The following is a 10,915-nucleotide window of genomic DNA, read 5'->3' on the forward strand; positions in this document are numbered from 1 at the left end:
AGAGGAGGTTTTCTTGTTTTAAAAGAGTATTTTAACTGTAAACCAAGCACCATCTGTACTTAGTTGTAGTTCTGCACCAAGTAGATGAGATAATTCTTCTGTAATATAAAGACCTAAACCAGAGGATTCTTCTGTATCTGAGAGGTTTTCAGAGTAAAATCGTTGACTGAGATTTTCAATTTTACGAATCGGTTGTTTGACAAGATTCGCAATTTCTAAACAGATGTGATTGTCCACTTCCTTCAAAGAAAATATCGCTTCATCTTTACCATGTTTTAGAACATTGCCAAGCAGATTTTGTAACATACGGTCTAATAAATCTGAATCTGTCAGTAAATACAAACCAGGTTCTACTTGCAAATCAAGGTTAATCTTTGCCGTTTGAAAAGAATCATAATAGGTCAGTAATTTTTGAGTTATAAAAGCTGAAACTTCTAACTCAGATAAGTTAGGTTTCACTGCTCCTTCCATTAACCGACGATAGTCCAAAAGAGCCTCTAGGCGTTTTGAAACTTGATTGAGATGATGAGCAATTTTTCTCAAACTCTCAGACTCAGGATTTTCTGTTTTAAGCAATTGCTGAGTATAACCTGACGCAATCGTTAAAGGCGTCCGAATATCATGGGCAATATTGCTGATAGCCATATCCAAGGTCTGCTTTTCACGCTTCATAATCAAGCGTGACTGCTCAACTTCTTGAAAAAGATGATTGATTTGCTGGTAAAGATGTAAAAAATCCTTAGAGAAGGTTGACACTCCTATTCTCTTCATACTTCCAGTATGAATCTTGTCTTCGATTTGTTGGCTTAAGTTCACGAGTGCTAAATGATAACGAATCAACCATATTATCAATACGATAATGACTATCAGTAGCAAAGATAGTAAAATGTAGATCATTGCTCATCTCCTTTAAACCGAACACCAACTCCCCAGATAGTCTCAATATACTCTTGCTCTGGATCCAGTTGGCTTAGTTTTTTACGGAGATTACTTAAATGAGTGTTGAGAGTATTGTCGCCTGGTAAATAAGTGTCCTCCCAAACCAATTCATAAAGTTCTTCTTTCGTAAAAATCTTCTTAGGATGTCTCAGCAAGGTTTGGAGTATCAAACATTCTTTCTTAGCTAGGCGAATAGTTTCCTGGCTATTTTTGATTTCAAAACTGTCTGCATCAAATTGAATATTTTTTAACTGTTGAATCAACTTGTCTGGATGTTCGATTTCAGCTGCTTGCTTGTCACTTTTTTGACGTAATTGTACCGTAACCCTGGCAAAAACTTCATCCAAATCAAAGGGCTTTACAATATAATCATTAGCACCATCTAAGAGATATTGGCTGATGAGCTTTTTATCGCTTAGGGCAGTTAGCATGATGACAGGAACTGAACTATCTTGTCTAATGGCTTTTAAAACCTGATCGCCATTTTTTCCTGGAAGCATAATATCTAACAAGATTAGATCAATGTCACCTTGTTCAAATCGTATCATTCCTTCAGTACCAGAAAAAGCCTGAATCACCTCATGCTCCTCAGAAAGAAGAGTTCTCAAAATTTCTTGAATCTCATTATTATCTTCAACGATAAGTATTCTAGCCATAAACACCAACCTTTCTAATAGTATTATATCATGTTTTTTTAGGAATTTCGGATAAAGAAAAACTCTCCTTCATAACTAGATACGAAGAAGAGTTTACTTTATGTTTTAGAATAAAGCTGTCAATGCGGTAATAATCCCAAAAACGATGCCTGGTGCATTGGCTGCTGCCAAAGGAATATCACGTTCTTTTTTAAAGAGTCCGTAGTATACCCAAAGACTGCAGTTAATTGCAGCTACTGCTGGTTGGATAAAGTTTCCTTTTTGACCCGCAAGGTTGTTCATAATTTGAGGAATATATGAGATATACATCATTACAGACATAAAGGTTGCAATCCAACCTAATGTTTTCATTTGTTTTTCAGTCATTTTCTTCTCCTTTCAAAAATTTTCAATTATACACTATTTGTTTTAATCGTGTAAGCAAAAAACTTTTTGTTATGAAAATGTAAATTATCACAAGATTGTGATAAGAGTATTCATAAAAATGGCGGTGGGACAGAAATCGATAGACAAAGTCTCGATTTCGTAGTCCCAGCCCCGCGAGGATGATTAGGAGCTTTTTGGAGTCTAAAAGACGAACAAAAAGTTCAATCAGCTACCGCGTCAAAGTTTGATTGCTAATAAAAAGTGAGGTCGGGATCTTTTGTCCCAACCTCAATCTTATTCATTTAGAAAACTTACTTCTTCTCAATCGGTGCTACACTGGCTAGGAGTTTTTTGAGGCCGACTTCTGGGAAATTGATTTTCAATTCCTGAGTAGATCCACTTCCTGAAACTTCTAGAACAGTTCCTTCACCCCATTTCTTATGAAGGACAATATCACCAATAGACCAGTTGGTTTCACCAGAAGCCGATTTAGAACCGGCTGAAAACTGTCCAAAAGGTAGTCCTTTTGATTCAATTGATCTTGGTGCTGCGTTGCGTTTACGATCTTGTAGAGCTTGAGCTAGACTCATGCCTTGACCAAAGGCGACACTTCCACTACTATAGGATGCTTTGAAGCTGCTATTAGCTGGACGCGCCAAACCTTGATAAGTTAACAAATCTGAACTAATCTCATTGATAAAGCGTGTTGGACGATTATAGTTCGTTCGACCAAATAGCAAGCGTGAGTTAGCATTGGTTAGATAAAGGATTTTCTCTGCGCGCGTGATACCGACATAGGCTAGACGGCGTTCCTCTTCTAGTTCATCCATGTCTTCTGCTGCACGACTAAGTGGAAAGACATTTTCTTCCATCCCAATCAAGAATACAACTGGAAACTCGAGTCCCTTTGCCGCATGGAGCGTCATCAAGGTTACTTCTGATGTTTCCTGACTGCCAGAGTCTGTATCTGCAATCAAGGCCAAATCGTTCAAGAAGCGACTGAGCTTATCCAAGCCAGTTTCTTCTTCCTGATTATCTGGATTATCATCAAAGTTCTTGGTAACAGAAAGGAACTCTTCGATATTTTCAACACGAGCCTTACTTTCTAAGGTTGCTTGAGCATTGAGAATATCCACGTAGCCTGTTTTTTCCAAGACTGCTTCCACTAACTCAGTAATACTTAATTGATCCAGTTGCTCCCGTAAATCAAGAATCATATTGGCAAAATCCCAGATAGACTGGGCTGCCTTACCTTTACTCCCTGATAACATGATGTTAGCTGAAGCATCAAGCATCGACATGTTTTGCATATTAGCAAAATCACGGATTTTCTCTACTGTTCCTGGTCCAATACCACGTTTAGGTTCATTGATAATGCGCTCAAAACTGATATTATCACTCAAGTTGGCAATGAGATTCAGATAGGCGATGATATCACGAATTTCTTTACGGCTGTAGAACTTAGTTCCACCGACCATGGTATAAGGAATATTGGACTTGAGCAGAGCCTCTTCAATCGTACGAGATTGGGCATTGGTACGGTAAAGCACTGCAAAGTCCTTGTGGAGGAAGTTTTGGCTTCGACCAAGTTCATCAATGGTTTTGGTTACAAAGACTGCCTCGTCTTGTTCATCATTAGCACGATAGTAGACAATCTGTTCCCCATCAGTATTTTGAGTCCAGAGATTCTTAGGACGACGATTTTTATTGTTTTTGATGACATCATTAGCTGCTTGGAGGATGGTTTTGGTTGAGCGGTAATTTTCCTCCAACAAAACAACCTTGGCTTGAGGATAATCCTTCTCAAAGTCCAAGATATTCTGCATATCAGCACCACGCCAACCATAGATAGACTGGTCTGCATCCCCAACTACACAGATATTTTGAAAGCGTGAAGCCAGGAGTTTAACTAATTGATACTGGGCATGGTTGGTATCTTGATACTCATCAACGTGGATGTACTGGAACTTCTGCTGATAATAAGTCAAAACATCAGGATTTTGGTCAAAGAGACGCAAGGTCAACATGATTAAGTCATCAAAGTCCACCGACTCTGACTGACGAAGTTCTTTCTGATAGGCCGTATAACACTTAGCTACAATTTGAGTGTACATATCTCCTGCCTGGGTAGCATAAGCCACATCGTCAATCAGATCATTCTTAGCATTGGAAATTGTTCCCAAAATGGTGCGTTCATTCCATTTTTTTGGATCCAAGTTCAACTGCTTGAGAATGCGTTTCATGAGCGTCCGCTGCTCCCCAGGATCCACAATCGTGAAATTGCGATTGTAGCCAATGTGGTCCGCATCGCGCCGTAGGATACGCACGCACATAGAGTGGAAGGTCGCGATCAAACAATCCTGAGTAGCTGGATTGAGTCCATAAGCACGCTCCTTCATTTCACGCGCTGCCTTATTGGTAAAGGTAATGGCCAAGATATTCCATGGATTTACCATCTTTTCATCAATTAAGTAGGCAATACGGTAGGTTAAAACACGAGTCTTACCAGATCCCGCCCCCGCCATGATAAGTAGTGGACCTTCTGTTGTTTGGACGGCCTCAGCTTGACGGTCATTCATTCCCTTTAATAATTCGTTCATTTTCTCTTCCTTATTCTTCAAGTCAATGTTTCTATTATATCAAAAAAGTTTGAAAATAACTTTTCTCAGAAGCCTTCTGATTATTTTAGTTGACAAGATAAGAAGAGGCTGGGACAAAAGTCCTAGCCACTCAATTGTCTATGGATTGTCGAGCAAGACGCAGTGGTTGAGTGGGCTCTACTACGCTGATTTCATCAGCTTTTACAACCCTACTCAACTGTGCGGAGGTGGGACAACGAAATCGAATTCTAACGAATTACCGATTTCTGTCCCACTCTCAGTAATTATTCTATTAATCCTTTATAGACTGCAAAAGCGTCATTAGGGCTTGGGCAGAACGACGTCCTGCTTCTACGATAAATTCATCAAAGGAAACGGATGCTTCATGGTTGGCATTGTCACTCATGGCACGAACGACTAAGAAAGGTAGGTTCAAAGCGTGAGCTGCTTGAGCAATAGCTGCCCCTTCCATCTCTACAGCAAGAACTTGAGGGAAGTGCTCTTTTATCGCTTTGATTTTATCTTCTCCAGCAACAAAACTGTCTCCTGTCGCAATCAAACCTAAATGCCAAGTTTGTTCCAGTTTAGACAAACTCTCTTGAATCAAATTGATAAACTTTTTGTCTGATTCAAAATAGAGAGGCTGTTGAGCCATTTGACCGTAATCATAGCCAAAGGCAGTCACATCAACATCGTGATAGGCAAGCTTGTCTGCAATCACTACATCCCCTACTGCGATCCCAGTTGCCACTGCACCAGCAGATCCAGTATTAATCACTGCATCAACCTGAAAGTGATCTGCTAAGATAGCGACACTCATTGCAGACATGACTTTTCCGATACCACTCTCTACGAGTACAAGTTCAACAGAACCAACTTTACCGGTATGATAGCTATTTCCCAGAACCTTTTCTTCACGAGCGTCCTCCAAGTGTTGAAGTAAGTAAGCTAGTTCTTCAGGCATAGCTGCAATAATTCCAATTTTCATGATAGTCCCCCTAAATAAATCTCATTGCTAAAATTAACAAAATCAAGAGAAGAATAACTGCAAATAGAATCTTATTCAATTTAGAATTAAAGACATTTCTCTTAGTATTTTCAATCCGACGACTTTTGTGAATAGAGGGTTCAACTTCGATAGTCAGTGTATCCTGACTAAAACCATGATCTCTGCTTCGTGAATAGCCAAAATTTTGAGAAGAAGTCGGTAAAATCTTAGTTTCCTCATCATCTAGCAAGGGAGGACCTGAGATGTCCTCTCCTCGATTGGCACGTTCAATCATTTCATCTGTTAATAAAGGTTTACCCATGGGTTCCTCCACTATTTTTTTGTAATTCCCAGTACTGGATAGCCATGATGGTCTTAGCATCACAGATATCTCCTGACTGGATCAGTGCTTTAGCTTGGTCAAGACTGACTTCAAGCAACTCCAAAGTCTCATCTTCATCCTGAGGACGAGGATTTTCAACTTTTGTCAAATCGATTGCCAAGTAAAGTTTTAAGCGCTCGTTACAAAATCCAATCGCTGAGTAAAAATCATAAAGAAGGCTTAATTTACCAGTATAGGCCGCTTCTTCTTCTAATTCACGAAGGGCTGCAGCTTCTGGATCTGCATTCTCCCCAATTTCAAGCTTACCTGCTGGAATTTCATATGAGACTTTTTCAATCGCCTTGCGATATTGTTTAACAAGGACAATCTTATTTTCTGGAGTGACTGCAAGGACACAAACTGCTCCATTGTGGAAAATCAAATCACGTTGCGCTCTACCTTTGCCAGAAGGTAGTTCAACCTGGTCTTGAACCAATTGGAAGATCGGTCCTTTATAGATTTCTTTACGACTTATAGTCTTTTCTTCGAATTCCATCGTTAGCTCCTATTTATTATTAGGATGATGAGGGAGGCGAGTTGCATATTCATCCTTATTGACTTGACGACCTCGTCCAATAGCAATGGCATCAGCTGGGACATCTTTAGTAATGGTTGAACCTGCTCCAACAAGAGAATTATTTCCAAGCTCTACTGGAGCAATGATAGTTGAATTTGAACCAACGAAAACATTGTTACCAATGGTTGTTTTAAACTTGTGTTGACCATCGTAATTTACAGTGATTGTTCCAGCACCAAAGTTGACATCACTACCAACTTCACAGTTACCAATATAAGTCAAATGACCTGCCTTAGTATTCTCCCCAATGCTAGATCCTTTGACTTCAACAAAGTTTCCAATGTGCACATCTTTTGCAAGGCTTGATCCTGGACGGATATGAGCATAAGGACCAACTGTAACACCATCAGCAACTGAGCTTTCCTCAATCATTGAATTGGTAATCACTGCTCCTGCTCCGATACTACTATCAACGATATAAGTTCCGTTGGTCAAAACAGTTCCTGCACCAATCTTACTAGAACCTTTGAGGGTTACATTTGCTTCTATTTGAACTTCTGGAGCGATCTCAACATCAATGTCAATGTAAGTAGCTTCAGGATTCACAAAACTAACTCCATTGATCATATGCGCTTGGTTAATACGGCGACGCATAATGCCTTCAGCTGTCGCAAGGGCAACACGGTCATTAACTCCGAGACTTTCATCAAAGTCTTTTAGAGTATAAGCACCAACTTTTTCCCCTGCTTCACGGAAAATGCCGATGACATCAGTGATGTAGTATTCACCTTGGGCGTTGTTGGTATTGATATTTTTAAGAGCTTCAAAAAGACGAGCATTATCAAATACATAGGTTCCTGTATTGATTTCCTTGATTTGTTTTTCAAAATCAGTCGCATCCTTCTGCTCCACGATACGAAGCACTTCAGCATTCTCATTACGAACAATACGTCCATAACCAAATGGATCTTCAGCTTCTGCAGTAAGAATTGTAGCTACGTTCTTGTGATTAACGTGGAAATCAATCAAGTTCTTTAGACTTTCACCAGTAATGAGTGGTGTATCACCAGCAATAACCAATGTTTGTCCAGAAAGTCCTTCAAGAATTGGCTCAGCCATCATAACCGCATGACCAGTTCCTAATTGCTCAGACTGTCTTACAAAATCAGTTTGACCAGCTAAAACTTGTTCAACTAGCTCTGCCTTATGACCAACAACCGTTACTGTTTTTTCAGGATTGATTGCCCCTACACTACGAAAAACATGCTCCAGCATTGAAATTCCTGCAACCTTGTGCATGACTTTTGGTAGATCTGACTTCATACGAGTACCTTTACCCGCTGCTAAAATAACTGCATAATTTGCCATATTTTTCTCTTTTCTATAGAAATTCCTTTTAATTATATCATATTTTTGCTCTTTCAAACACAAAAGAGGGCAAATGCTTTAAAACATCGCATTCTCTAGATGATTTCGAGTATTTTTTTTTGATTTTTTTCACCATTTACGATACACTATAAAAGTATGAGAAAGAAAATAAATCCTGTTTTTATTTTTACTGTATTAGCTACTCTTGTGGGTATTTTAATCATCAATAGACCCAAGTTTGAAGACCATCCAGTCAAAACAAAGCAAAATCCAGTTCAAGTAGAAACTCAAGCTTTACATAATATCAACAAGCCGATTATTGATGTTTCTGGCTGGCAAAGACCATCAGAGATCAATTATGACACCTTAGCTCAAAATATTTCAGGTGCAATCGTTCGGGTTCATAGTGGAGCTCAAGCTTCTGTTGAAAACGATGCTTCATTTAAAAATGGGGTTGATAAGGCTTATAAAGAACACATCACAGAATTTCAAAAACGGAATATTCCAGTCGCTGTTTATGCCTATGTAGCTGGTAAAAATGTCGAAGAAATGGAAAAAGCTGCCGAAGTTTTTTATAATGCTGCTTCTCCCTATAATCCTAGCTACTATTGGTTGGATGTTGAAGACAAGACTATGTCTGACATGAACCAGGGTGTTGAGGCCTTCCGTGCTAAATTAGCTTCATTGGGTGCAAAAAATATTGGCATCTATGTTGGTGTTTACTTTATGGAGGAGCATAGTATCAGTACGGAGAATTTCTCAGCAATCTGGATACCGTCCTATGGAACCAACTCGGGTTACTACGAGAGTGCTCCCAATACAGATCTTAACTATGATCTTCACCAATACACCTCTCATGGAAGCCTTGGAGGCTTTGAAAATCATCTGGATTTGAACCTTATTTCTTCCACAAAAAACAAGGAAGAAACCTTTAGAAAATTATTTTTAAATCCTTAATCACTATCACCATAAGCAAGTCAGACATTGCTTTCTGCTTGCTTTTCTTTATTTTTCAATATTAAACCACTGTTTTATCTTTATAATATACACTGAATTTTGGAGGACTTCTATGTTATCATGGCTATCAAAAATTATTAAGGGAATTGTTATTGCTCTCGGTTTCATTCTACCAGGGATTTCTGGTGGCGTTCTTGCCGCTATCTTGGGAATTTATGAAAGAATGATTCGTTTTCTTGCCCATCCTTTTAAGAATTTAAAAGAAGATGTTCTCTTTTTCCTTCCTGTCGGCATTGGGATGCTACTAGGTATTGGACTTTTCTCCTATCCAATCGAGTATCTTTTAGAAAATTATCAAGTTTATGTATTGTGGAGTTTTGCTGGAGCTATCATTGGTACCATCCCAAGTCTTGTCAAAGAATCAACTCGTGACTCTGATAGAGATAAGGTTGACCACATATGGTTTTGGGTAACCTTCATCATCTCAGGTATCGCCCTCTATGCCTTGAATTTTGTAGTTGGTTCTCTATCTGCAAGCTTCCTAAACTTTACACTGGCTGGATGTTTGTTAGCACTTGGTATTTTGGTTCCAGGGCTTAGTCCTTCCAATCTTCTTTTGATTCTTGGCCTTTATGGCCCTATGTTAACAGGGTTCAAGACTTTTGATTTGTTAGGAACCTTCCTTCCAATAGGAATTGGAGCACTTGCTACTCTTGTCATTTTTTCAAAATTTATGGACTACGCTCTCCGTGTTTATCAATCTCGTGTTTACCACTTTATCATCGGAATTGTTCTTTCAAGTACAATCTTAATCCTCATTCCAAATGCTGGTAATGCTGAAAGCATCAGCTACAGTGGATTATCTCTTGTGTCTTATGTCATCATTGCCTTTTTCTTCGCTCTAGGTATTTGGTTGGGAATCTGGATGAGTCAATTGGAGGATAAGTATAAATAATGGCAAAAAAAGTAAAAGTCAAGAAAACCTTGGTCCAACAAATTTTAACTAAGGCAGGAATAAACCATACGGGTATTCAAATTAATGCCTTGGAAGGTGAGATGCCTCAAGGTTATGAAAAGAGTCAGATTTTTAAGACTTTAGCCCTTCTGGGAGATAAGACTGGACCCATTATCGGAATCCTTCCTATCACTGAACATCTTTCTGAAAAGAAACTGGCTAAGATTTCTGGTAACAAGAAAGTCAGTATGATTCCACAAAAAGACCTCGAAAAGACAACAGGCTATATCCACGGTGCCAATAATCCAGTTGGGATTCGTCAAAAACATAACTATCCTATCTTTATCGATCAAACTGCGCTTAAATTCAATGAAATGATTGTTTCCGCAGGGGAGATTGGTCATAGTATCATTATCAACCCTAAAGATCTAGCAGCCTTTGTTAAAGCTGAATTTGCTGACATTTTGGAGGCAAGTAACACATGAAATTCTATTTTATTCGTCACGGTAAAACACTTTGGAATCTTGAGGGACGTTTTCAAGGAGCAAGTGGTGACTCTCCACTCCTTGAGGAATCCATTGAGACCTTAAAAAAATTGGGTCAGTATCTCCAAGAAACTCCATTTGATGTGATTTATTCTAGTGATCTTCCTCGGGCTAAAACTTCTGCTCAAATTATCCAAAGTCAACTGAAAGATAGATGTCCTTTAGTAGAAATAGCCTCTCTAAGAGAGTGGCAACTCGGGAAACTTGAAGGAGCAAAATTTGCAACCTTAGAAGCCATCTATCCCGAGCAATTAAAAGCTTTTCGTACCAATCTAGCGAAGTTTGATTCGACTATGTTTGGTGCTGAGTCTGTCTATCAAACAACTCAGCGTACCATTCAATTTATCAAATCATTAGAGTCCAAACCTTTTGAACATGTCATGATTGTCGGTCACGGAGCCAATCTCACAGCCAGTATTCGAACTCTTCTAGGCTATGATACTCCACTACTTAGAAAAAATGGTGGTCTAGCAAATGCCAGTGTTACTATTGTCGAAACAGAAGACTTTAAAAACCAGAACGAAGACAAACGTCATTTTTGGTGTTTGTCTTTTTCTGTTTTCAAAAATATTTTGTCTCATCATCTGATATTCCATTCAAAAATCGAATTTAGAACAAAATAAAAAGGGATATTCTCTATCC

General features: G+C 38.9%; 12 protein-coding genes. 4 read left to right on the top strand and 8 right to left on the bottom strand.

From position 1 onward, the window contains the following. Positions 1 to 18: 18 nt before the first annotated feature. The 8 genes from GEZ89_RS06100 to glmU form a co-directional block, all read right to left on the bottom strand. Entirely contained in the window at positions 19 to 897 is an 879-nt protein-coding gene (locus tag GEZ89_RS06100; RefSeq protein WP_153225355.1) for a sensor histidine kinase, read from the bottom strand. Then, positions 894 to 1,595 (bottom strand): response regulator transcription factor, encoded by a 702-nt coding sequence (locus tag GEZ89_RS06105; RefSeq protein ID WP_153225356.1) that lies wholly within the window; start codon positions 1,593 to 1,595, stop codon positions 894 to 896. Before GEZ89_RS06105 ends, GEZ89_RS06100 begins: the two co-directional genes overlap by 4 nt. A gap of 105 nt (positions 1,596 to 1,700) precedes the next feature. Then, positions 1,701 to 1,961 (bottom strand): SemiSWEET family transporter, encoded by a 261-nt coding sequence (locus GEZ89_RS06110; protein WP_006150712.1) that lies wholly within the window; start codon positions 1,959 to 1,961, stop codon positions 1,701 to 1,703. Positions 1,962 to 2,272: 311 nt separating this feature from the next. After that, positions 2,273 to 4,561 carry a DNA helicase PcrA gene (gene pcrA, locus GEZ89_RS06115; RefSeq protein WP_153225357.1) on the bottom strand — a complete coding sequence of 763 codons (2,289 nt, stop codon included), beginning with the start codon at positions 4,559 to 4,561 and terminating at the stop codon, positions 2,273 to 2,275. 292 nt (positions 4,562 to 4,853) lie between these two features. Continuing rightward, a complete protein-coding gene (locus GEZ89_RS06120) occupies positions 4,854 to 5,549 on the bottom strand; it encodes a 5'-methylthioadenosine/adenosylhomocysteine nucleosidase (protein ID WP_153225358.1) in 696 nt (231 codons plus the stop codon). 10 nt (positions 5,550 to 5,559) lie between these two features. Next, positions 5,560 to 5,871, bottom strand: coding sequence for a cell wall synthase accessory phosphoprotein MacP (macP, locus tag GEZ89_RS06125; protein ID WP_153225359.1), 312 nt, complete (start codon positions 5,869 to 5,871; stop codon positions 5,560 to 5,562). Then, a complete protein-coding gene (locus GEZ89_RS06130) occupies positions 5,864 to 6,427 on the bottom strand; it encodes an NUDIX hydrolase (RefSeq protein ID WP_153225360.1) in 564 nt (187 codons plus the stop codon). Before GEZ89_RS06130 ends, macP begins: the two co-directional genes overlap by 8 nt. Positions 6,428 to 6,436: 9 nt before the next feature. After that, the gene (gene glmU, locus GEZ89_RS06135; RefSeq protein ID WP_153225361.1) at positions 6,437 to 7,816 is read right to left on the bottom strand and encodes a bifunctional UDP-N-acetylglucosamine diphosphorylase/glucosamine-1-phosphate N-acetyltransferase GlmU; all 1,380 of its coding nucleotides are present in this window, start codon (positions 7,814 to 7,816) and stop codon (positions 6,437 to 6,439) included. A gap of 156 nt (positions 7,817 to 7,972) precedes the next feature. On the opposite strand from glmU, the gene GEZ89_RS06140 reads away from it, so the two are divergent. The 4 genes from GEZ89_RS06140 (at position 7,973) to GEZ89_RS06155 (ending at position 10,896) form a co-directional block, all read left to right on the top strand. Continuing rightward, positions 7,973 to 8,773 (top strand): glycoside hydrolase family 25 protein, encoded by an 801-nt coding sequence (locus GEZ89_RS06140; protein WP_153225362.1) that lies wholly within the window; start codon positions 7,973 to 7,975, stop codon positions 8,771 to 8,773. Between the two features lie 112 nt (positions 8,774 to 8,885). Continuing rightward, positions 8,886 to 9,728 (top strand): DUF368 domain-containing protein, encoded by an 843-nt coding sequence (locus GEZ89_RS06145; RefSeq protein ID WP_153225363.1) that lies wholly within the window; start codon positions 8,886 to 8,888, stop codon positions 9,726 to 9,728. After that, positions 9,728 to 10,213: an aminoacyl-tRNA deacylase gene (locus GEZ89_RS06150; RefSeq protein ID WP_153225364.1), complete on the top strand. Its 486-nt coding sequence runs from the start codon at positions 9,728 to 9,730 to the stop codon at positions 10,211 to 10,213. Before GEZ89_RS06145 ends, GEZ89_RS06150 begins: the two co-directional genes overlap by 1 nt. Beyond that, positions 10,210 to 10,896: a histidine phosphatase family protein gene (locus GEZ89_RS06155; RefSeq protein ID WP_228113872.1), complete on the top strand. Its 687-nt coding sequence runs from the start codon at positions 10,210 to 10,212 to the stop codon at positions 10,894 to 10,896. Before GEZ89_RS06150 ends, GEZ89_RS06155 begins: the two co-directional genes overlap by 4 nt. Positions 10,897 to 10,915 lie beyond the last annotated feature (19 nt).

It is taken from the genome of Streptococcus mitis, assembly GCF_009496285.1.
In the GTDB taxonomy this organism is placed as follows: domain Bacteria; phylum Bacillota; class Bacilli; order Lactobacillales; family Streptococcaceae; genus Streptococcus; species Streptococcus mitis_BP.

Bases quoted from the DNA above. Each gene is read 5' to 3' on its own strand.
- GEZ89_RS06100 (WP_153225355.1), bottom strand. From the start codon at position 897: ATGATCTACATTTTACTATCTTTGCTACTGATAGTCATTATCGTATTG.
- GEZ89_RS06150 (WP_153225364.1), top strand. From the start codon at position 9,728: ATGGCAAAAAAAGTAAAAGTCAAGAAAACCTTGGTCCAACAAATTTTA.
- GEZ89_RS06120 (WP_153225358.1), bottom strand. From the start codon at position 5,549: ATGAAAATTGGAATTATTGCAGCTATGCCTGAAGAACTAGCTTACTTA.
- GEZ89_RS06155 (WP_228113872.1), top strand. From the start codon at position 10,210: ATGAAATTCTATTTTATTCGTCACGGTAAAACACTTTGGAATCTTGAG.
- GEZ89_RS06105 (WP_153225356.1), bottom strand. From the start codon at position 1,595: ATGGCTAGAATACTTATCGTTGAAGATAATAATGAGATTCAAGAAATT.
- GEZ89_RS06130 (WP_153225360.1), bottom strand. From the start codon at position 6,427: ATGGAATTCGAAGAAAAGACTATAAGTCGTAAAGAAATCTATAAAGGA.
- GEZ89_RS06110 (WP_006150712.1), bottom strand. From the start codon at position 1,961: ATGACTGAAAAACAAATGAAAACATTAGGTTGGATTGCAACCTTTATG.
- glmU (WP_153225361.1), bottom strand. From the start codon at position 7,816: ATGGCAAATTATGCAGTTATTTTAGCAGCGGGTAAAGGTACTCGTATG.
- macP (WP_153225359.1), bottom strand. From the start codon at position 5,871: ATGGGTAAACCTTTATTAACAGATGAAATGATTGAACGTGCCAATCGA.
- GEZ89_RS06145 (WP_153225363.1), top strand. From the start codon at position 8,886: ATGTTATCATGGCTATCAAAAATTATTAAGGGAATTGTTATTGCTCTC.
- GEZ89_RS06140 (WP_153225362.1), top strand. From the start codon at position 7,973: ATGAGAAAGAAAATAAATCCTGTTTTTATTTTTACTGTATTAGCTACT.
- pcrA (WP_153225357.1), bottom strand. From the start codon at position 4,561: ATGAACGAATTATTAAAGGGAATGAATGACCGTCAAGCTGAGGCCGTC.